This is a genomic window from Haloarcula argentinensis DSM 12282 (genome assembly GCA_000336895.1).
In the GTDB taxonomy this organism is placed as follows: domain Archaea; phylum Halobacteriota; class Halobacteria; order Halobacteriales; family Haloarculaceae; genus Haloarcula; species Haloarcula argentinensis.
In genome coordinates, this window is the sequence record AOLX01000025.1 from 237,987 (window position 1) to 258,576 (window position 20,590).

The window sequence follows — 20,590 nt, forward strand, 5'->3', positions numbered from 1 at the left end:
GCCCTGTTCATCGCCACACCCGAACGGTGAGCGTTCCGCGACGGACTGCTCCCGCTCCGACTCGCACGCTCACCGTTCTGGTTTCGGTGTCGGCGCTCTTCGGTGGCTTTTGCCCACTGCTCCATCGCTCGCCGGTCGTCGATGTGATGGTCGCGTTCTCGTGGTAGTTCGCTGGCACCGCATCGAGCGCGCTATTGAGCGCCTCTGGCCGAACGACGCCGGCCGACGAGAGCCGCTGTTCCACAGCATCGGCGGTCGGCGTGGCGAGATTGCGGTCATCGTCAAGCGTTCCGAACGCGTCGTCTACTACGCCGGCATACAGCGCTACGCCGAGCGTGACGGCGAAGACAGCGACGAGCGCGACCAGCGGTTCCGTCGTCGCCCTATCCGACGATAGTGACATCGGTCCCTCCCCAAGCCACATGCCTGACGGTCACCCGGTCCGGAGCCGGTCGCCATCCGTCGTCTGTAGTCCGGGCCTGACGGGCATCTCGATGGAACGCCGCTGGTGATTCGTACACCGCCTTCGGCCGCGTACCGTCGACCACAGACTGTAGCTGCTCGGTCCGCGCCGGGACAGCCGTTCGAATCAGTCGTGCGGTGGCTGTCCCACCGTCGTTGCGAAGACGGATTTCACGGCCGTCGAACGCCCACTCTGTAGCGACGAGTCGTCGGTGTGCGACGGACCCGGGCGGGCTGGTTGTGACCTCATCGATAGTCGCGGCCGCCGCCGTCGCGTCCGGCGGTGCGGTCGTCGGGAGGCCGACGACGACGCCGAGGACGGCCACGCTCACTATCCCTAGGCCGACCCAGAGATACAGTGTGTCGACGTGCGTTTCGAACATGGAACGGCCTGGCTGCGTTTTCTGATTTAAACTCTCAGACCAGCAGCTCAGTGGCGACGACGGCGACGAGGAAGGTGGCCGTAGCCGACAGGAGCGCCAAGCCGGTTCGGTAGCCAACGAGCGCGCGGTCGAGACCCCGATGCAGGCCCGTCGATAGCGCCGTCAACAAAACAGCTAAAACGAGCACGTACCAGCCGATGACCGGTCCCAGCAGCGCATTCGGAACGGTAGCGAACTGCTCGCTGCCACCCATCGATCCGGCCAGCGCGACAGTCGCACCGCCGATAAGCGGACCGAACAGCGCGGCGGTGTTCGACAGCGTTTCGGTTATCTGCGAGAGGTCCCTGCGCGTCTCGCGCTCGATGGTCCAGAGTGCGTCCAGATGCTCGCCCATCGTCGTCACGGACGTTCCCGCCGGTGGCCCGATTGTCGCGGCTGTATCCAGCAGAGTCGCCGCTCGACGGGTACGGCGGCTCGGGACCTCAGCGAGCGCGCCGCCGGGACCCAGAAATGCCACCTCGACGCTGGTGCCGAGGCGTTCCTGACGCGCGACGGCGGATTCGATCACGGCGCTGGTCGGTTCGGGAGTCTCGTCGACAGCCTCGACAAGCGCGGCTTCGACCGACTGGCCGCGGTCCAGTCGACGACCGACAGCCGATAGCACGTCCGGGAGACCCGATTCGATATCTGTGACGTAGTCGCGCACCTCGGCCACGGGGCGGTAGTAGTTGACGAGCGCGCTCCCGACGCCGGCCCCAAGCGCGCCGATGGGAGACGCCCACGTAGCGACGAGTGTGCTGGCAAGGAACCATCCACCGATTCCGGCGATGATGCCGCCCGCGATCGACGGGAGCGCCGACGCTGGCACGTCCGGATGGCTCCGTGGAATTGTCGCTGGCGGGAACGCGACCGGCCGCCGTCCCAGGAGCCAGCAACAGGCGACCAGCAGCGCGGCGGGCAAGACGACGCCGTAGATCCCGACCAGCACAGGGGCGGTCACTGGCACACCCGCGGCAGCGGCGGCCGGCAGCAGCGACGCCATCGCCAGCGGCAGGAGGACACCGAACGCGTACAGCCCGGTCGCCGGTCCTTGGAGTGAGGCCGCGAAGGCCGCCATCTCGTCGCGCGTCCCGTCGAGGATGCATCGCCGCGCGCGTTCGAGAACCTCGGGCCGCTCTTCGGCTTGAGCCGCCGTCGCGTTCTCGACCAGCCCGACTGCGCGTTCGAGCGCGGGGAAGCGGTCGCTCCAGGCTGTCGCGAACGTTCCCAGACCGCTCCGTGGCGTCCCTGCGGCTCGCTGCCGGTGGTGTTCCAGCCGGGTAGCGAGCGGGCCGTCTCCGGTCTGCCCGGCGAACGCCGCCGCCCGCTCAGCGCTGGGCCATAGCGTCGCGCCAAGCACCAGCGTCGTGACGAGCGAGGGCGCGGCCCCCAGCGTCCGAATCTGCTTCGCCTCCGCCGTGAAGAGGATACCGTACCGCCCCAGCGCCGCGACACCCAGAGACAGGCCGAGGAATCCGAGGCTGACAGTCGTCGCCAGCAGTCCGGTCACCATCACACCGACGAGTAGTGCGAGCAGGGAGCCACACACCGCAACGGCGTAGCTCGCCGTCAGCAGTGTCTCGGGCGGAGCCGAAACCGAAAGCAGCCGACACGCTCGCCGGTAGTCGTCCGGTACCTCGACAGTACCCGGGCAGGCCCCAATGAGCGCGGTTGTGAGCGGTGCGGCTGATTCCGTGTTCGCGTCGTCACGAGAGTCGTCTGAATTGCCGGCGTGGCTCACGGCTGGACCTCGCCTGTGGGCAGCTCGTTCTCAGGCGTCTCGACAGCCACCGACTCCTCGAACCGTTCGGTTCGCGCCTCGATAGCGTCGAGTACCTCTGCATAGGTCTCCCCGGGCGCGGCGAGTGACTCCACCAGACGGCTGTTGCCCCGCATCAGGCGACCGGTAGCCATCGCTGTCGACCCGTCGCGTTCGTAGAGCATCTCGAAAGAGACATCGTCGCCGTGAGAGACGGTTTCGGCGACAGATGTGATGCCGCGGCCGTGCGCCGACGCGGGCGGTGCCAGCGTTATCACGAGATCCGTCGCCGCGAACGACTGGACCGGGACGCCGAGGTCCGACACCAGCCGTTCCCGAACCGCTTCGGGGCCGTTACCGTGAATCGTTCCGAGGACAGCCCCGTCGCCGCCACCGACACGCATCGCCTCGTAGAGAACGCTGGCCTCCTCGCCGCGGACCTCTCCAACGGCGAGCGCACCTTCGCCGAGGCGGAGTGCTGTTCGCAGGGCCTCTGTGGCGTCGACCGACGGTCCTTCTTCGCGAGCAGTCCGAAGCGCCTGCACGTCCCGTCTATCGGACCGCAACGACGACGCTGGAAGTTCGGGCGTGTCTTCGATCAGGATGGTCCGGACCTCCTTGGGGAGCTCCCAGAGCAACGCCCCGAGTGTTGTCGTCTTGCCCGCGCCGCGGGGGCCGGCGACGAGGCAGGCCCCGCCGCGCTCCGCGACGATGGAGAGCAATCCGGCGACAGCGGCCGGCATCGTCCCGTTGGCGACGAAGTCGGCCAGCCGCCATACGTCGCGGTCGTGGGCGCGAAAGGCGAAGGCGAGGCCGTCACTGACCGGTTCGCTCACACCGGCGACGCGGATCTGCCGGTCAGCCACCGTCGCCGTTGCATCGAGCGTCGGGCTCGCTTGCGAGAACGCCCGGCCACTCGACCGTCTGAACGTCGACGCCAGCGTGTTCGCGCCCGCCGGCGTCAGGCGGACATTGGTTCGCATCGTCTCGCCATCACAACGCACTCGGAGCCGGGTGTCACTCACGGGGGCTGTCGCGAACACGTCGGACACTCGCTGATCGGCGAAGATATCTTCGAGAATCCCGAGCCCACCCGTGTGCTTCTCAAGCACGGGACCGACAGCGGTTGTCGTCATACTGTCGCCGGCCACCGCGGTAGCTGCGTCGTACGGGTGACAGCCGCCGTCGGCGGCAGCGGTCGCGACTCGCTCGTACGCTTCGACAAGCGCCTCCATCGTGTCCGCGTTGAACCGCTGTTCGCGGGGCTCGATGTGATACATCGGTAGTTGGTCGCCGTGCGTGTCGTATCGCCGAACGACAGCCTCTGTCGGGAGTGTCTGCTGGTCCCGGAGCGCCGAATTCGCTGGTGGCGCTGCCCCGACACGGGCGTCGCTAATCGTTGGTCCAGTGTATGCAGTAAGCGCCTGTTCGCTGGTATCGAAGCCTTCTGTGGCGACAGCCAATCCGGTCTCCGCAGCCAGGTCAGCGACCGGCCCCGCTCGACCGACTGCCTCCACGGCGGCATCGACGGGATCCCGGCGGGTACAGGCTGCAAGTCGGTCGTCCAGCGAGGCGACTCTGGTCGCGAACCGACCAGCCGCGGTGAGCACCGCCGCCGCCCGGTCGACGTACACTCGCTCCTGTCCTGCCTGTTTCGTGACGACAGTATCGACACTGGCTGAGGGGAGCGACCCGACGACTGTCGCCCGGCAGTCAGCCGACGCGGCGAGGTCGCCGCCGCCAGGACACTCGTCCGCTGTCACCACCAGCCGCCCACCCTCGATGGCCGTTTCACAGCGACAGTCGGACGCGGTCGATGATCCGAAAAGCCACTCACGCATGGCCGTGCCTCGCCGCGGCTTCGGACTTAAACCGATGGACCTGCAGTATCCGCTGACCATTTGACCGCGTCAGCACGAACACGAGCCGATGTGTGCCGGGTTCGTCGAGTCGGTCGGTCGCGGCTGTCGTTCGGATCGGGGTGCCGACCAACCGCTCGGTCTGTTTCCGGGACTCGACTGTCCAGGTCGCGATACCGACACCGGCCCGCTCCGCGAACTGTAGCTGACTGACGCCGGCGTTCGTGTAGGTCCGCACGGGGAGTCGTATCGTCACTGCTCGCCGTGCGTCGCCGTTCGCCGTCGCGTCGTCAGTCTCGACTAACGTCGTCAGTTCGGTCTCCAGTTCGTCCAGTTGACGCTCCATTGTCCCGCTGGCTGCGTCCGCTCGGGCTATCGACAGCGCTGGCGCTGTTGCACCGACAAGTGCGGTCGTGACCGCGACAGCGAGGACCAGTCGGTATATCACAGCAGCGCGCGGATACGCCCGACGATGCCCGCGTCAGGAGTCTCGTCGTTGTCGGGGTCACCACCGTCGGTGATGGCGGAGAAATCGGTCGGCTCTTCGGTTGTGGCGTTCGTTTCTGTGCGATCACCGCTATCCGACAGACCTGGATGGCCCTGTGCTGTCTCCGCCCATAACTGATCGGTCCCCGCCGCTGGTGGGTCAGATGTCGACGGCGACGACAGTGCTTCGTCGAGTCGGATTTCCAGTCGGTCGGTCGCCGCCAGCGCCGCGTCGGCGCGTTGCTCGATGTCTTCGTTGACCGCGCGGATGTTCCCCACGTAGCCGCGAAGGGCCTGTGTAGCGGCTTCGAGTTCCGCCGTCCGCTCGTCGATGTCGTCGATACGTTTTTCGACGGTATCCATACGGCTCTCCAACTCGGCGAGTTCCGTTACCTCCGGGAACTCAGTCGTTCCGTCCGTGACTGCGCGTTCGACTGTACGGAGCCGCTCGGCCAGCGTCTCGATATCTGTCATGCTTGGCGCTGGTCCCGTGCTCGTATTTGAACGCTCGGACGGGGTACTGCGGGAAACGTACCGGTCGCTATCAGAAAGCCCTCGTCCAGCCTCACCCGCCGAGGATGAACAGCGCGAGGATGATAGAGATGAGCAGGGTTACCAGAATCAGCAGCGCGACGATTGTGGTTGACGAGAGCGCTTTGTCGTCGGAGCGGAGTTTGCACAGCGGCATGATACTGAACTGTTAGTGGTTCTTCGTCCGGTAGCACTGGTGCTGGACCGTTAGTTCTATCGAACCAATCACCACACTGACCAGTACGCGCTTTCGGTCGAGTGATTGTCTCCAAGGCGCCAGTATCTGCCCCGGAGCCAGCAAACGTTTATTTCGGATGCCGTGGCCACGCCGTTCTATGACCGATAGCGACCAGGTGAAAACGGCACTCGCGGCGCTCGCTGACGGAGAGGGCGACAACAGCGACGGCGGGGGCGGGGCTACCGGAGCAGCCGACCGGGAGGGCGGTAGTAGCGCAGGCCGGATGGAAGCCCATGAGACGGGTGGCGACGCCGGCTACCGGACGGTCATCGAACGAGCAATCCGGGCAACCGACGATTTAGACGAAGCGGTCGCCTTCGTCGAGACGTTCGGCGTCGGACGACTCGAAGCAGCCGTCACACAGGCCGAACACGAAGTGAGTGGGCTGGCAGACAAGGGCCGGGCGGCTTTGCGAGCGTTCCGGCGATATCGGGACGCTGCGGCGGGACCCAGCGATGGATCGTAGCCACCGGGCTAACCACAGTGCCGCCGACCACTTTCACTCCGCTCACGATACCCCTTTAGGTGGCGCTGGCTTACGGGTGGGCAAATGACACGGGTGATACACACCGGCGATACCCACGTCGGGTATCAGCAGTACAACGTCCCCGACCGGCGGGACGACTTCCTCGATGCGTTCCGGCAGGTGGTTCGAGACGCCATCGCGGACGACGCCGATGCCGTTGTCCACGCCGGTGACCTGTTCCACGACCGCCGCCCAGCCCTGGCAGACATCATGGGTACGCTGACCGTTCTCGAAGAACTCTCCGAAGCCGATATCCCATTTCTTGCCGTCGTGGGCAACCACGAAGCCAAGCGGGACGCCCAGTGGCTCGATCTGTACGAATCGCTGGGCCTGGCGACGCGGCTCGACGACGAGCCGACCGTCATCGGCGATACTGCCTTCTATGGCCTCGATTTCGTGCCGCGCTCGCAACGCGACGACCTCGACTACGACTTCGCCCCACATGGCGCGGACAGCGCCGCGCTGGTCACTCACGGCCTGTTCCAGCCCTTCGATTATGGCGACTGGGATGCCGAAGAAATTCTGACCGAGTCGTCGGTCGAGTTCGACGCGATGTTGCTCGGCGACAACCACGACCCCGGCAAACAGCAGGTCGAAGACGCCTGGGTCACCTACTGCGGGTCGACCGAGCGCGCGAGTGCGAGCGAACGCGAGGACCGTGGCTACAACATCGTCACCTTCGGCGACGAGGTCCGGATCACCCGCCGCGGCCTCGACACCCGCGAGTTCGTCTTTGTCGACGTGGATCTTGGGCCCGAGGAAGGCGTCGAACGGGTCCGCAGCCGTGTCGGCCAGCATAATCTGGAAGATGCCGTGGTCATCGTCTCCATCAGCGGCGACGGTGACCCGGTCACCCCGGCCAGCGTCGAATCGTTCGCGCTCGATCGGGGTGCGCTCGTGGCTCGCGTCACTGACCACCGAGAAATCACGGCCGAGGAGCGAGAAACCGATATCAGCTTCGCCGACCCGGACGACGCCGTCACCGAACGTGTCCGCGACCTCGGACTGAGCGAGGCCGCCCACGACATCGACGAGACGATCCGGGCCTCGAAGGTCGCTGACGCGAACGTCAAAGACGAGGTCGAACGGCACGTCCGTGAACTGCTCTCCGAGGAGTCGGATGCCCTCGCAGCCGATACGGATTCGGATGCGAGTGATGAAGCGCCCGACACCGCGAGCGTAAACGAGGATGATGCCGACGACACGGCACCGGTGGACGGGGCCGATGACGACGGCCAGGCGAGCGTCGAGGAGTTCCTGTAATGGAGGGTCAACAATGAAATTCCAACGCGTCAAGCTATCCAATTTCAAGTGCTACGACGATGCCGACCTGCGACTGGACAACGGCGTGACCGTCATCCACGGACTCAACGGGAGCGGGAAGTCGTCCCTGCTTGAGGCCTGTTTCTTCGCGCTGTACGGCTCGAAGGCGCTGGATGAGAACCTCGGCGACGTGGTTACCATCGGAGCCGACGACTGTACCGTCGAACTGTGGTTCTCCCACGCCGGCGGCGACTACCACCTCACGCGCCGGGTCCGCGCGACCGGCGCGCAACCGACGACGGCGAAGTGTGTGCTGGAGACTCCCGACGGAAACTACGAGGGGGCGCGCGACGTGCGCCGGCGGATTACGGAGCTCTTGCGGATGGACAGCGAGGCGTTCGTCAACTGCGCCTACGTCCGCCAGGGCGAGGTGAACAAGCTCATCAACGCCTCTCCCGGCGACCGACAGGATATGCTCGACGACCTCCTCCAACTGGGGAAGCTGGAGGAGTACCGCGAGCGGGCCAGCGACGCCCGCGTCGGGGTCGGTCGCGTGCGCGACGACAAGCAGGGAGCACTCTCACAACTCGACGAGCAGATAGAGGAGAAAGAGGCGAAGGACCTCCACGAGCGCTTGAACGGCCTCGAAACGAAGGAGTCGGAACTGCACGAGGAGATCGAACACATCGAGGATCAGAAGGCCACTGCCGAGGAGACGCTCACGCGGGCCGAGTCGGTCCTCGAAGAGTACGAGGAGAAACGCGACGAACTGTCGACCCTCGAAGCCGACATCGAGGAACTGGAGACGACCATCACCGAGACCGAGACGGAACGAACCGAGCTCAAAGAGCAGATCAGCGACCTGCAGGACCAGCGGGCGTCGCTGCGGGAGGAGCTCTCGGAGACGGTCGCCGACACAGACCTCGACAGTTCGGACCTCGACCCCAAAACCGTCGATGCGCGACTCGACGAACTGCAGTCCCGCGACGACGAACTGCAGAGCCGCATTGAGGACCAGCGGGTCGACGCGAAGGAACACAGCAGCACCGCCGATGCGCTAGCCGAGAGCGTCGCGGACCTCGAATCTCGGGCCAAAGACAAGCGCGAGGAAGCCGACGAACTGGAAGCCGACATCGAAGCTGCGCGGGAGACTATTGCCGAGCGGCGGGAGCAGATCAGCGATATCGACGACCAGATCGCCGACCTCGAAGCCGAGTTCGAGGACGCGCCGACCGACCGCGACGGGGTGCGGTCGCACAAAGACTCCATCGCCAGTGACCTCGACGACGCCCGACAGCGGGTGACTGAACTGGAGACAAAACTGGAGAGCGAGCGCGAGGCGCTGGCCGAGGCGGAGGCGTTGCTTGAGGCCGGCAAGTGTCCCGAGTGCGGGCAGGACGTAGCCGAGTCGCCACATGTCGACTCCATTGAGGACGACCGCGATCAGATCGCGGAGCTGGAGGAGCGGCTCACGGACGCCCGTGAGGACGTGTCAGACCTGCAGGCAGAACACGAATCGGCGACGGCACTGGTCGAGACCGCGGACGAACTGGCGACGCTGGAGAACAACCGCTCGAACATCGTGCAACTGGTCGAGGAGAAAGAAGACGGGCTAGACGCGGACCAGGAGCGCATCGAGACGCTCCGCGAGGAAGCAGCGAAACACGAGTCCGAGGCCGAGACGAAGCGCGAGAAAGCTGCCGAAGCCCGCGAGCAGGCCGAGGACTGTCGGTCGGTCGTCGCCGAATGCAATCAGGAACGCCAGCAGGTCAAGCAGTCGATCGAGCGTTTAGAGCGGGTCGAAGACCTGCTTGCGAAGATCGACGACTGCACTGATGACATCGAACGCTTGCGAGAGAAGCGCAGTCAGCAGGCCGAACTGAACGACCAGCGCCGCGAACAGCTCGCGGAGAAGCGCGAGCGCAAGCAAGAGCTGGCTGAGTCGTTCGACGAGGAACGCATCGAAGAGGCTCGAAGCGAGAGGCAGCGGGCGAAAAAGTATATCGAGCAGGCCGAGGCGACGCTGGCGGAGAAACGCGAAAAGCGCGACGAACTGCAAAACGCCATCGGCGGCGTCACGAACGAGATCGAGGAACTGGAGTCACTGCGGGACCGGCGCGAGGACCTCGAAGCGACCTTGGAGAAACTCGAAACACTGTACGAGGAAACCGAGGAGCTACAGGAGATGTACGGGACGCTTCGGGCAGAGCTGCGCCAGCGCAACGTCGAGACACTCGAACGGATGCTCAATCAGACGTTCGATCTGGTGTACCAGAACGACTCGTACTCCCACATCGAACTCGACGGGCAGTACCAGCTGACGGTGTACCAGAAGGACGGCGAACCGCTGGAGCCCGAACAGCTCTCCGGCGGCGAGCGGGCGCTGTTCAACCTCAGCCTGCGGTGTGCCATCTATCGCCTGCTCGCGGAAGGCATCGAGGGGGCTGCGCCGATGCCGCCGCTCATCCTAGACGAGCCGACGGTGTTTCTGGATTCGGGTCACGTCACGCAACTGCTCGACCTCGTGGAGTACATGCGCGACGAGGTCGGCGTCGAGCAGATTCTTGTAGTCAGCCACGACGAGGAACTGGTCGGTGCGGCGGACGACCTCGTCCGCGTCGAGAAAGACGCCACGACCAACCGCTCGCGGGTCGAGCAGGTCGAAGCGACGGTCGCGGAACTGGCCTGAGCGCAGTCACGACGCTGGACAGCCCTCAGTCGCGGAGATGTGCCAGCCCGTCGCTGGCTGTCTCGGTCGTGTCGTAGCCACGCTGGCCATGGACTGTCGCCTCTGTGAGCAGGCCGGCGGCGCGGAACTCGGCCAGCAGGCCGTGCAGGTCACTTTCACAGAGGTCGTAGGCTGAGAGCAGTTCCGCTACGGAGAGCGGTCCGCGCTCGTCGACCTCCACGAGCAGGCCCAGCGCACGCTCATCGTGGGCCGCTGTAATGACGTGGCGGGCGGCGTCGGGAACGGCCTCGGCGGCCGTGGCCAGCGGCGATTCGCCATCCACAGGTTCGAGGTCGGCGTTCGGGACGTGCCGCTGTTCGCCGGTTTCAGGGTCCCTGACCAGACTCGAATCGGTAGACTCCTTCAGTAGTAAGTACCGCGTGCCGTCGTCGTCCCGCACAGTACGCATATGGCCGTTCGTAGCCGACCGGGCCGGTTAGCCGTTGTGGTCGCTTGACTCTGCGCCGTCAGCCGGGGTATCCGTTGTCTCGGCTGTTTCGCCTTCGCCGTCGTCCGACTTACGTTCGCGTTCGAACTGGACGTACCGAAACGTTCCGTACCCGAAGGCGATGACGCCGACGAGGAAGATCCGAACCCCGAGGTCGACCTGCCCCTCGAAGTAGGCCAGCATTGGCCCGAGCGAGAGCGCCAGCAGCGCGACGTTGAAAACGATGACGAGTTTGACGAACAGTCCCGTGGCGTCGCCGTCGTAAGCGCCGTCCGACGGCGATGGCACGTCCGGCCCGAGACTCTCCGGGTCGAACTCTTCGGGCTCATACTCGCTCTTCTCGGAGAGGACACCGCCGCTCTCGTTCGGGTCGTCCTCGCCGGGGATATCCATCACACTAGCTACGACGTGTGGACGCTAAAAGTACTTCCTGTCAGGCGATCTCCTGTAAGGTGAGCGCCGTGTCAGTCTGCAGCCACGCGAGCGGGTTCTCTGCGTCGTAAAACACTGTCCCCTCCTCGGTCTCGTAGGTCTCGGTCGTCTGGATGGCGTCCGGGAGCGCCGGCTCCGACCGCAGTTCTTCGGACCTATCCGCCTCGCCGTGGGGGGATGCGTGGTGCGACATTGGCCGTCAAACTTGGGTATGTTACTCGATGGCATATACTTTCTGCCTGTGGCAATACCCCGTCGACCGTCGGTGTTTTTATGCGGCATCTCGAAACACGGCCAAGAATGAGTGACGGGACCCAGGGCACGCTGGGGGACTTCGAGCAAGACGCGGAGGAGGACCGCCCGGTCGCCGACGAAGCGGCGGCCATCGCGGGCAACGGTGGGAGCGATAGCGGGGACACGAGCGTTGTCGACATCGACGAGCGCCAGTTCCCGCCGGTCGAAGAGACCGTCGAGTTCGTCGTCACGCAGGTCGACTACACCATTGAGGGGCAGGGCGACGACGAGTTCCCAGTCGTCCACGTCTTTGGGCGCACTGACGACAATGAGCCGGTCCATGCGCGTGTTTTCGATTTCCAACCCTACTTCTACGCACCGACCGACAGCGTCTCAGAGGACGAACTCCGCCAGTACGACAGCATCACCGGCTGGGAAGAAGCCGACGGAGACGGCGAGCCCTACGAGTCCATTCGGGGCGAGCGCCTGACGAAGATATTCGGCCAGACGCCTCGCGATGTGGGTCAGATCCGTGACGACTTCGATCACTACGAGGCGGATATCCTCTTTCCCAACCGCCTGCTCATCGACAAGGACATCACGAGCGGCGTGCGCGTCCCCGCCCGCGAACTTGACGACGGGAGTCTGAAGGTCCATCACGAGGAGATAACGCCGGTTGAGGCCCACGCCGACCCGCGGGTCAACACCTTCGACATTGAGGTCGACGACAGACAGGGGTTCCCCGAGGACGGCGAAGAACCGATAATCTGTCTCACTTCGCATGACTCCTACCGCGACGAGTACGTCGTCTGGCTGTACGAGTCCCCCGATGGCGTCAATGGTCCCGAGGCGCTGGCCGGCTACGACCCGATTCGGGAGGACTTCGAGGCCGATGTGCGCGTCTTCGACGAGGAGGAGGCCATGCTGGAGGCGTTCGTCGACTACATCGTCGACACCGACCCGGACGTGCTGACCGGCTGGAACTTCGACGACTTCGACGCGCCGTACTTCCTCGACCGACTGGAGGAACTCCAGAGCTACAACCACGACTACGACCTGCAGATAGACCGCCTCTCGCGAGTCGACGAGGTCTGGCGCTCGGGCTGGGGCGGCCCCGATATCAAAGGCCGTGTCGTCTTCGACCTCCTCTATGCCTACAAGCGAACGCAGTTCACCGAACTCGAATCCTACCGGCTCGACGCCGTCGGCGAGCAGGAACTCGGTGTCGGCAAGGAACGCTACACCGGCGACATCGGCGATCTCTGGGAACAGGACCCCGAGCAGCTGCTGGAGTACAACCTTCGGGACGTGGAACTGTGTGTCGAACTCGACCGCGAGCAGGACATCATCGACTTCTGGGACGAGGTCCGCACCTTCGTCGGGTGTAAGCTGGAGGACGCGACAACGCCCGGCGACGCCGTCGACATGTATGTCCTCCACAAACTCCACGGCGAGTTCGCGCTCCCCTCGAAGGGCCAGCAAGAGAGCGAGGACTACGAGGGTGGCGCAGTGTTTGACCCCATTACGGGCGTCCGCGAGAACGTCACCGTGCTGGACCTGAAGTCGCTGTACCCGATGTGCATGGTGACGACCAACGCCAGTCCGGAGACGAAAGTCGATCCGGAGATCTACGACGGCGACACTTACCGCGCGCCCAACGGCACCCACTTCCGGAAAGAACCGGACGGCGTCATCCGGGAGATGGTCGACGAACTCCTCTCAGAGCGGGAGGAGAAGAAGGCACAGCGAAACAGCTTCGACCCGGACAACCCCGAGTACGAGCGCTTTGACCGCCAGCAAGCAGCGGTGAAGGTGATAATGAACAGCCTGTACGGCGTTCTGGGGTGGGACCGCTTCCGGCTCTACGACAAGGAGATGGGCGCGGCGGTCACCGCCACCGGTCGGGAGGTCATCGACTACACCGACGAAGTCGTCGCGGACGAAGGGTACGAGGTCGTCTACGGCGACACCGACTCCGTCATGCTCCAACTCGGAGACATCGGCCCGGAGGATGTCGATGGGGACGCGACGGTCACCGACGAGATGCGCGAGAAACACCCGGAGATGGGTGACGACGAACTCGAACTCGTCGCCGCGACCATCCAGAAGGGATTCGAGCTGGAGGAGACGATCAACGACTCTTACGACGAGTTCGCGATGGAGCGGCTCAACGCGAGTGACCACCGCTTCCAGATAGAGTTCGAGAAGCTCTATCGGCGGTTCTTCCAGGCGGGCAAAAAGAAGCGCTACGCGGGCAACATTGTCTGGAAAGAGGGCAAACACGTCGACGACATCGACATCACCGGGTTCGAATACCAGCGGTCCGATATCGCGCCCATCACGAAGCGGGTCCAGAAGGAGGTCATCGACCGCATCGTCCGCGGCGAGGACGCCGAGTCCATCAAGCAGTACGTCAGCGACGTCATCGAGGACTATCAGGACGGCAATGTCAACTACGACGACGTGGGTATTCCCGGCGGCATCGGGAAGAAACTCGACAACTACGACACCGACACCGCGCAGGTCCGGGGCGCGAAGTACGCCAACCTCCTGCTGGGAACGAACTTCCAGAGCGGCTCGAAGCCCAAGCGACTGTATCTCGACCGCGTTCACTCCGATTTCTTCCAGCGCATCGAGAAAGAAGAAGGGCTGGACCCCCAGCGGGACCCGCTGTACGGCGAGTTCCGGCGGGACCCTGACGTGATCTGTTTCGAGTACGCGGACCAGATTCCAGAGGAGTTCGAGATCGACTGGGACAAGATGCTCGATAAGACGCTGAAAGGCCCGATTGCTCGCATTCTGGAAGCAATGGACATCTCCTGGGAGGAGGTCAAGTCCGGACAGGAACAGACGGGACTCGGCAGTTTCATGTAACCCACAGAAAGCAGGTGGTTACTGCTGCAAGAAATATTGTTTCTATATACAGAAGTTGAGTTCACGGCAATGCGAAAGCTTCATGGGTGAAACGGACCTTCTTTCGGTTGACCTAAGAGATACCTATGGCTAAACTCGAAATCAACAATCTCCACGCAGAAGTCGCAGAAGAGGACGGTGAGACGATTCTCCGCGGTGTCGACCTCGAAGTCGAGTCCGGCGAGATCCACGCGCTGATGGGTCCCAACGGCTCGGGCAAGTCGACGACAGCGAAGATCATCGCCGGCCACCCCGCCTACGAGGTAACCGACGGCGAAGTACTCATCCACCTCGAAGAGGATGAGTTCGGTGACGAAGAGATCCCGGAGGATCTCCGAACCTGGAACCTCCTCGACCTCGAACCGAACGAGCGCGCCGCGCTCGGCATCTTCCTCGGCTTCCAGTACCCGGCCGAGATCGAGGGCGTCACGATGGTGAACTTCCTCCGCACCGCGCTCAACGCCAAGCTCGAAGAACGCGAGGAGCTCTTCGAGGACGACGACGAGGAAGAAGAAGCCGACGCAGAGGGTGGCGACACCAACGAGGACGCCGCCGGCTACGACACCTCCCCGATGGAGGGCAACGTCGAAGAGGGCGAAATCGGCGTCGCCGAGTTCCAGGAGATCCTCCAGGAGAAGATGGAGCAGCTAGATATGGACGAGAAGTTCGCGTCCCGGTATCTCAACGCTGGCTTCTCAGGCGGCGAGAAGAAGCAGAACGAAGTCCTCCAGGCCGCGATCCTCGAGCCCTCCGTTGCCGTGCTCGACGAGATCGACTCCGGGCTGGACATCGACCGACTGCAGGACGTCTCCAACGGGATCAACGCGCTCCGCGACGAGCAGGGCGCGGGTATCCTTCAGATCACCCACTACCAGCGCATCCTCGACTACGTCGAACCCGACCACGTCCACGTGATGCTCGACGGCCAGATCGCCACCTCCGGTGGCGCAGAACTCGCCGAAAAGCTCGAAGACGAAGGGTACGACTGGGTCCGAGAGGAAGCCTACGAGGCCGCGTAACGCCCTTCCGTACACAGCGATAACACTACACACACTATGAGCTCAGATCAAGACCACCTCAAAGAGACCGACACCGAGAAGCGCTTCGAGTTCAAGAAGGAGGAGAAGTCCGCCTTCGAAGCCGAGAAGGGCCTTACGGAGGAGACCATCCGGGTCATCTCCGAAGACAAGGACGAGCCCGAATGGATGCTCGAACGCCGTCTGCGCGCACTCGAGCAGTTCCACGAAATGCCGATGCCGGACGGCTGGCCGGGCGCGCCCGACCTCTCCGAGGTCGACGTTGACGAGATCGTCCCGTACATCCGTCCCGACATCGAGACCCGCGGCGGGGTCGACGACTGGAACGACCTCCCCGAGGAGATTCAGGACACCTTCGACAAGCTCGGCATCCCGGAAGCCGAGAAGAACGCCCTCTCGGGCGTCGGCGCGCAGTACGAGTCCGAGATTGTCTACCAGAACATGCAGGAGCGCTGGGAAGACAAGGGTGTCATCTTCTGTGACATGGACAAGGCTGTCCAGGAACACGAAGACATCCTCAAAGAGTATTTCATGACCAAGGCCGTGCCGCCGAGCGACAACAAGTTCGCGGCGCTGCACGGCGCTATCTGGTCCGGTGGGTCGTTCGTCTACGTCCCCGAGGACACCACGGTCGACATGCCGGTGCAGGCGTACTTCCGCATGAACTCCGACGGCATGGGCCAGTTCGAGCACACGCTCATCATCGCCGAGGAGAACTCCGAGGTCCACTACATCGAGGGCTGTTCCGCCCCGAAGTACTCCGAGTTCAACCTTCACTCCGGCGGCGTCGAAGTGTTCGTCAAGGAGAACGCCCACGTCCAGTACTCGACCGTCCAGAACTGGTCGAAGAACACGTACAACCTCAACACCAAGCGCGCCATCTGTGAGGCCGACGGTACGATGGAGTGGGTTTCAGGGTCGATGGGTTCGAAGGCCACGATGCTGTACCCCTCCACCGTCCTGAAGGGTCCCGGCGCGACGGACAATCACATCACCATCGCCTTCGCCGGCGAGGGTCAGGACATCGACACGGGCGCGAAGGTCTACCACAACGCCCCCGAGACGAAGTCCACCATCGAGTCCAAGTCCATCAGCAAGGACGGCGGCCGCACGAACTACCGCGGTCTCGTCCACATCGCTGACGGTGCCGAGGACTCCTCCACCTCCGTCGAGTGTGACGCGCTGATGTTCGACAACGAGTCCACGTCGGACACGATGCCGTACATGGAGATTCAGGAGTCCAAGGTCGACGTTGCCCACGAGGCGACCGTCGGCAAGATCGGCGACGAGGACGTCTTCTACCTCCAGTCCCGCGGACTGGACGACGACGACGCCAAGCAGATGATCGTCGCCGGCTTCATCGAGCCGATCACGGAAGAACTGCCGATTGAGTACGCCGTTGAGCTGAACCGCCTCATTGAGCTTGAGATGGAGGGGTCGCTCGGATAACCATGAGTACGCAGGTACACGCCAATCTCACAGAGACCCAGGTGGAACAGATTTCAGACGACCTCGGCGAGCCCGAGTGGCTGCTCGAAACCCGGAAAGACGCGCTCGCGGCGCTCGACGAGCTGGACATGCCAGACGTCATCCGGACGCCGGGTCGCACCTGGACGAACCTCGACGCGCTCGACTACGAGGCGCTGGTCGATCCGCTCGACTACGCACAGGACAAGGACCGCATCGATGCCGAAGGCGTCGAGGTACTGTCCTGGAGCGAGGCGCTCGACGAGCACGCGGACCTCGTCAAGGACCACTTCGGCAGCGTCGTCGACCCGCAGCGGGACTACCTCACCGCGCTGTCGACGGCCCTGTTCTCCGCCGGGACTGTCGTTTACGTCCCCGAAGGCGTCGACGCCGAGGACGTGAAGATTCGGACGACGATGAACAGCCAGTCGCTGTTCAACTACACGCTCGTCCTCGCTGAGGAGTCCTCCTCGGTCACGATTCTGGAACGCCAGGGGACCGGCGAGACGACCGACGACGACCAGTACTACTCCGGGATCGTCGAGGTCGTCGCCGAGGAGAACGCCTACGTCCAGTACGGCGCGCTCCAGAACCTCTCAGAGGAGACCTACAACTTCCAGGTCAAGCGCGGTCACGCCGACACCTACGCCACGGTCAACTGGATCGACGGTAACATCGGCTCCCGCCTGACCAAATCCAATGTCGAAACCCGACTGCTGGGTGACTCCTCCGAGTCACAGATTCTGGGTGCGTTCTTCGGCCACGAGGACCAGCACTTCGACATCGCGTCGCGTGTCTGGCACGAGGCCGAACACACCATCGCCGACCTCGTCACCCGCGGTGTCCTCGACGACGACGCCCGCTCGGTGTACGAGGGCGTTCAGGACGTCGGCCGCGAGGCCTGGGACACGTCGTCCTACCAGCGTGAGAACACGCTCATGCTCTCCGACGATTCCGAGGCCGACGCGTCGCCGAAGCTCATCATCAACAACCACGACACCGAGGCCTCCCACTCCGCGACGGTCGGACAGGTCGATCAAGAGGACATGTTCTACATGACCTCTCGCGGTGTCGACCCCGAGAGCGCGAAGAATATGCTCGTTGAAGGGTTCTTCGTCCCTGTGCTCGAAGAAGTGCAGGTCGACGAACTCCGCGAAGACCTCGACCAGCTCATCTACGAGCGTCTGCGAGAGTAATCGGGCGATTACTCTCGCAGGCTCACCAGAGCTTGCTCTGATGGTGTCTTCGGGAGTGAGCGGTAGCGAACGACCGAAGGCTCAAGAGAACTCGTTCTTTTGATGTCTTCGGGAGTAGCGAGGTCCATAGCGACCTCGAACGTTGCGTGACGAGCTCGGTCCTGTCGCCTTTTGTATCCGGTCGCGTGCAGCAGTCACCAGTCGCTCTTGTCGCCGCGAAGCCAGACGTAGTCACACGAGTCCAGCAGGAAGGTGACGCCGCCATCCTCGATGTGGTAGCCGCCGTCACCGAGTTGCTTTGATGTGTCAGCATCGGGGACCTCCCACTGGAGGACGGATTCGTGGTACTCGTCGGCGAAGTTGTGGGTGAAGATGAACGCGGTGTCGTCGGTGTCGACGCGGTGGACGAGCACGTCCCTGTGGCCCGATTCGGCCAGGTGGAGGTCGCCGTCGCTGAGTTCGGGGTTGTGTTTGCGGGCCGCGATGATGCGCTGAATGTGCGACAGCAGCGAGTCGGGGTCACCCTGCTGGTCGGCGACGTTGATGTGTTCGAAGCTGTACTCTTTGCCGGCGACCGGCGGGTTGTAGCAGTCCTCGCGGTCGGCCGTCGAGAAGCCGCCGTTCTCGGTGTCGTCCCACTGCATCGGCGTCCGGACTGACTCCCGTTCGTCGAGCCACAGGTCCGAGCCCATGCCGATCTCGTCTCCCGAGAGGACGACCGGCGTCCCCGGATAGGCAAAGAGAAGGCTGTGTACCATCGCGATGCGGTCGTGGTCGTGGCCGAAGAGGTCCGCCAGTCGCAGTCGGTGACCCCGGCCGAAAATCCATGAGGAGCCATCGTCGGGGCCGAAGTACTCCCGGGCGTGTTCCAGGGCCTCCTGAGGGAGTTTCAGGAGATTCCACTCGTCGTGGTTCCGGAGGAAGTTCGCCCACTGGCCGACGCCGGAGATATCCGGCAGGACCTCATTCGCGCGGTGGAGCGGCCAGGTGTCTCTGACGCCGACGCCGTACACCATGTGGGCGTTCAGGACGAAGTTGAACATGAGGTCGAACGCCTCGCCGTCGCCGAAATAGTAATCGAGGTGTTCGGGCTGGTCGTCGGCCTCGGCGATGAGTACGGCGTGGTCCTTCGCCGCCGTGACGACGCGTTTCAGTTCTTTGAACAGCTCGATGTCCTCGGTCGTCCCGTTGTGGCCCTTGGGTAGGAGCATCGGGTGGGCGGCGTCGATCCGGAAGCCGTCGGCTCCCTGATCCAGCCAGAAGCGCATCACGTCGTGGATTTCGTCGCGGACGGCGGGGTTGGCGACGTTGAGATCCGGCTGGTGGTGGTAGAACTGGTGGAAGTAGTGTTTGCCGGCGACCTCGTCGTAGCTCCAGACACCGTCCTCGCGGTCGGGGAAGATGTTGCTGGTCTGGTAGGCGTCGTCTACGTGGCTGGTCCACAGGTAGTAGTCGTGGTACTTCGAGTCGGGGTCCTCGCGGGCGCGCTGGAACCACTCGTGGTCGATCGAGGTGTGGTTGAACACTAGATCGGTGAGGACGCGGATGCCGCGGTCGTGGGCCCGGTCGGTGAGTTCCCGGAAGTCGGCCAGCGTGCCCATCCGGTCGTGGACGCCGTAGTAGTCGGCGACGTCGTAGCCGTTGTCCCGGAGCGGACTCGGGTAGAACGGGCGGAGCCAGAGGCAGGTGACGCCGAGGTCCTCGATGTAGTCGAGCTTCTCGATGAGGCCCTGGAAATCGCCCCAGCCGTCGCCGTCGCTGTCGTTGAACGTCTTTACGTCCAGTGTGTAGATGACCGCGTCCTCGTGCCAGCCATGTTCTACCATCGGTCGTGTGTGCTATCGAGCCCCACCCTCTGGTAGTTTCGGGTGGTCACCGGCCCACAACTCGAGTCGGGCGGTCGTGACAGCGGCCGAGAGTTTCGGCCTCTCCGTTGAATCACAGTAGAGGGAGCCTTCGGGGCGACGCAGTCACGGGACCGACAGGGAATGGGCCCGACGACAGGGAACCGCTTAAGTCCAGCCCTCCCCGAACTACGTGTATGACTGCAGCACAGCGCCGATTGGGGGTGTTGCCGTGAGTCTCACACAGCCGGTGGCGTCCGACCATCAGCTCGCCCGGCTGCTACAGATCGGTATCGTCTTGGAAGAGGTCGTCGAGGCACGGTCGGCCAAGCACGCCGAGGAAACGGGTGGAGAGCACGAACAGGCGGTACTCGATCTCCTCGAACACGCCGAGACCGAGTCCGCCGAGCACCGCCGGCAACTGGAGGCGCTCATCGACGACCTCGAAGCGGACACCGTCCCCTTCGAGGAAATCGAGATGCTGGTCGAGGCCCAGTACGAAGCCGATGAGGACTTCGACGGCGTGCTGTACGACCAGCTCTGTAACGAGGAGACGGCGTACAAGTTCTATGACGACCTCATCGACGCAATCGAGGCGTCGGACGTGACATTCACCATCGACCGCGAGCGGCTGCTGGCCGTGCTGTCGGATATCCGCGAGGACGAGGCGGAGGGTGTCGAAGACGTGACCGACCTGATGGAGGACTACCAATGAACACGCAGGCCCAATATCTGAAAGCGATCT

Annotated in this window: 19 protein-coding genes; 8 read left to right on the forward strand and 11 right to left on the reverse strand. The window is 63.9% G+C overall.

Translation table 11 applies throughout. From position 1 onward, the window contains the following. Positions 1-7: 7 nt before the first annotated feature. The 7 genes from C443_RS16450 to C443_RS22215 form a co-directional block, all read right to left on the reverse strand. Positions 8-403, reverse strand: a complete 396-nt coding sequence (locus tag C443_RS16450; RefSeq protein ID WP_005537780.1) for a DUF7285 family protein — start codon at positions 401-403, stop codon at positions 8-10. Further along, on the reverse strand, positions 384-845 hold the full coding sequence (locus C443_RS16455) for a DUF7283 family protein (RefSeq protein WP_005537782.1): 462 nt from the start codon (positions 843-845) through the stop codon (positions 384-386). The genes C443_RS16450 and C443_RS16455 overlap by 20 nt, the downstream gene beginning before the upstream one ends. Before the next feature lie 34 nt (positions 846-879). Next, positions 880-2,625: a type II secretion system F family protein gene (locus C443_RS16460; protein WP_005537783.1), complete on the reverse strand. Its 1,746-nt coding sequence runs from the start codon at positions 2,623-2,625 to the stop codon at positions 880-882. After that, positions 2,622-4,484 (reverse strand): ATPase, T2SS/T4P/T4SS family, encoded by a 1,863-nt coding sequence (locus tag C443_RS16465; RefSeq protein ID WP_005537785.1) that lies wholly within the window; start codon positions 4,482-4,484, stop codon positions 2,622-2,624. The genes C443_RS16460 and C443_RS16465 overlap by 4 nt, the downstream gene beginning before the upstream one ends. Further along, positions 4,477-4,950 carry a DUF7311 family protein gene (locus C443_RS16470; RefSeq protein ID WP_005537786.1) on the reverse strand — a complete coding sequence of 158 codons (474 nt, stop codon included), beginning with the start codon at positions 4,948-4,950 and terminating at the stop codon, positions 4,477-4,479. The genes C443_RS16465 and C443_RS16470 overlap by 8 nt, the downstream gene beginning before the upstream one ends. Beyond that, positions 4,947-5,462, reverse strand: a complete 516-nt coding sequence (locus C443_RS16475; protein ID WP_005537788.1) for a DUF7310 family coiled-coil domain-containing protein — start codon at positions 5,460-5,462, stop codon at positions 4,947-4,949. Before C443_RS16475 ends, C443_RS16470 begins: the two co-directional genes overlap by 4 nt. A 91-nt stretch (positions 5,463-5,553) precedes the next feature. Beyond that, positions 5,554-5,676 carry a hypothetical protein gene (locus C443_RS22215; protein ID WP_268237874.1) on the reverse strand — a complete coding sequence of 41 codons (123 nt, stop codon included), beginning with the start codon at positions 5,674-5,676 and terminating at the stop codon, positions 5,554-5,556. A gap of 178 nt (positions 5,677-5,854) precedes the next feature. Between C443_RS22215 and C443_RS16480 the strand changes: the two genes are divergently transcribed. From C443_RS16480 to rad50, 3 genes are all read left to right on the forward strand, one after another. After that, on the forward strand, positions 5,855-6,223 hold the full coding sequence (locus tag C443_RS16480) for a hypothetical protein (protein ID WP_005537790.1): 369 nt from the start codon (positions 5,855-5,857) through the stop codon (positions 6,221-6,223). A gap of 84 nt (positions 6,224-6,307) precedes the next feature. Continuing rightward, a complete protein-coding gene (mre11, locus tag C443_RS16485; RefSeq protein WP_005537791.1) occupies positions 6,308-7,546 on the forward strand; it encodes a DNA double-strand break repair protein Mre11 in 1,239 nt (412 codons plus the stop codon). A gap of 13 nt (positions 7,547-7,559) precedes the next feature. Further along, a complete protein-coding gene (gene rad50, locus C443_RS16490) occupies positions 7,560-10,235 on the forward strand; it encodes a DNA double-strand break repair ATPase Rad50 (RefSeq protein ID WP_005537792.1) in 2,676 nt (891 codons plus the stop codon). Between the two features lie 25 nt (positions 10,236-10,260). On the opposite strand, the gene C443_RS16495 is transcribed toward rad50, so the two are convergent. The 3 genes from C443_RS16495 to C443_RS16505 are packed head-to-tail and all read right to left on the reverse strand — an operon-like array spanning position 10,261 to position 11,347. After that, on the reverse strand, positions 10,261-10,683 hold the full coding sequence (locus C443_RS16495) for a DUF7346 family protein (RefSeq protein WP_005537793.1): 423 nt from the start codon (positions 10,681-10,683) through the stop codon (positions 10,261-10,263). Between the two features lie 27 nt (positions 10,684-10,710). Further along, entirely contained in the window at positions 10,711-11,115 is a 405-nt protein-coding gene (locus C443_RS16500; protein ID WP_005537794.1) for a DUF7322 domain-containing protein, read from the reverse strand. A 40-nt stretch (positions 11,116-11,155) separates the two neighbouring features. Beyond that, entirely contained in the window at positions 11,156-11,347 is a 192-nt protein-coding gene (locus C443_RS16505) for a DUF7331 family protein (protein ID WP_004517169.1), read from the reverse strand. Positions 11,348-11,454: 107 nt separating this feature from the next. On the opposite strand from C443_RS16505, the gene C443_RS16510 reads away from it, so the two are divergent. The 4 genes from C443_RS16510 to sufD all read left to right on the forward strand — a co-directional run bounded on the left by C443_RS16510 (position 11,455) and on the right by sufD (position 18,001). Beyond that, positions 11,455-14,262 carry a DNA-directed DNA polymerase gene (locus tag C443_RS16510; RefSeq protein ID WP_005537797.1) on the forward strand — a complete coding sequence of 936 codons (2,808 nt, stop codon included), beginning with the start codon at positions 11,455-11,457 and terminating at the stop codon, positions 14,260-14,262. Positions 14,263-14,387: 125 nt separating this feature from the next. Next, entirely contained in the window at positions 14,388-15,320 is a 933-nt protein-coding gene (locus C443_RS16515) for an ABC transporter ATP-binding protein (protein WP_005537799.1), read from the forward strand. A 36-nt stretch (positions 15,321-15,356) separates the two neighbouring features. Next, on the forward strand, positions 15,357-16,787 hold the full coding sequence (gene sufB, locus C443_RS16520; RefSeq protein ID WP_005537802.1) for a Fe-S cluster assembly protein SufB: 1,431 nt from the start codon (positions 15,357-15,359) through the stop codon (positions 16,785-16,787). Between the two features lie 2 nt (positions 16,788-16,789). Beyond that, complete coding sequence (gene sufD, locus C443_RS16525; RefSeq protein ID WP_005537804.1) at positions 16,790-18,001, forward strand: Fe-S cluster assembly protein SufD; 1,212 nt, start codon at positions 16,790-16,792, stop codon at positions 17,999-18,001. A gap of 194 nt (positions 18,002-18,195) precedes the next feature. Here the strand turns inward: sufD and C443_RS16530 are convergent, their stop codons facing one another. After that, entirely contained in the window at positions 18,196-19,827 is a 1,632-nt protein-coding gene (locus C443_RS16530; RefSeq protein WP_005537805.1) for an alpha-amylase family protein, read from the reverse strand. A 250-nt stretch (positions 19,828-20,077) separates the two neighbouring features. Between C443_RS16530 and C443_RS16535 the strand changes: the two genes are divergently transcribed. Continuing rightward, positions 20,078-20,560 (forward strand): hypothetical protein, encoded by a 483-nt coding sequence (locus tag C443_RS16535; protein WP_049944107.1) that lies wholly within the window; start codon positions 20,078-20,080, stop codon positions 20,558-20,560. Positions 20,561-20,590: the final 30 nt, after the last annotated feature.

Bases quoted from the DNA above. Each gene is read 5' to 3' on its own strand.
- sufD (WP_005537804.1), top strand. From the start codon at position 16,790: ATGAGTACGCAGGTACACGCCAATCTCACAGAGACCCAGGTGGAACAG.
- C443_RS16530 (WP_005537805.1), bottom strand. From the start codon at position 19,827: ATGGTAGAACATGGCTGGCACGAGGACGCGGTCATCTACACACTGGAC.
- C443_RS16480 (WP_005537790.1), top strand. From the start codon at position 5,855: ATGACCGATAGCGACCAGGTGAAAACGGCACTCGCGGCGCTCGCTGAC.
- rad50 (WP_005537792.1), top strand. From the start codon at position 7,560: ATGAAATTCCAACGCGTCAAGCTATCCAATTTCAAGTGCTACGACGAT.
- C443_RS22215 (WP_268237874.1), bottom strand. From the start codon at position 5,676: ATGCCGCTGTGCAAACTCCGCTCCGACGACAAAGCGCTCTCGTCAACC.
- C443_RS16515 (WP_005537799.1), top strand. From the start codon at position 14,388: ATGGCTAAACTCGAAATCAACAATCTCCACGCAGAAGTCGCAGAAGAG.
- C443_RS16505 (WP_004517169.1), bottom strand. From the start codon at position 11,347: ATGTCGCACCACGCATCCCCCCACGGCGAGGCGGATAGGTCCGAAGAA.
- C443_RS16495 (WP_005537793.1), bottom strand. From the start codon at position 10,683: ATGCGTACTGTGCGGGACGACGACGGCACGCGGTACTTACTACTGAAG.
- C443_RS16465 (WP_005537785.1), bottom strand. From the start codon at position 4,484: ATGCGTGAGTGGCTTTTCGGATCATCGACCGCGTCCGACTGTCGCTGT.
- C443_RS16455 (WP_005537782.1), bottom strand. From the start codon at position 845: ATGTTCGAAACGCACGTCGACACACTGTATCTCTGGGTCGGCCTAGGG.
- sufB (WP_005537802.1), top strand. From the start codon at position 15,357: ATGAGCTCAGATCAAGACCACCTCAAAGAGACCGACACCGAGAAGCGC.
- C443_RS16450 (WP_005537780.1), bottom strand. From the start codon at position 403: ATGTCACTATCGTCGGATAGGGCGACGACGGAACCGCTGGTCGCGCTC.
- mre11 (WP_005537791.1), top strand. From the start codon at position 6,308: ATGACACGGGTGATACACACCGGCGATACCCACGTCGGGTATCAGCAG.
- C443_RS16500 (WP_005537794.1), bottom strand. From the start codon at position 11,115: ATGGATATCCCCGGCGAGGACGACCCGAACGAGAGCGGCGGTGTCCTC.
- C443_RS16475 (WP_005537788.1), bottom strand. From the start codon at position 5,462: ATGACAGATATCGAGACGCTGGCCGAGCGGCTCCGTACAGTCGAACGC.
- C443_RS16510 (WP_005537797.1), top strand. From the start codon at position 11,455: ATGAGTGACGGGACCCAGGGCACGCTGGGGGACTTCGAGCAAGACGCG.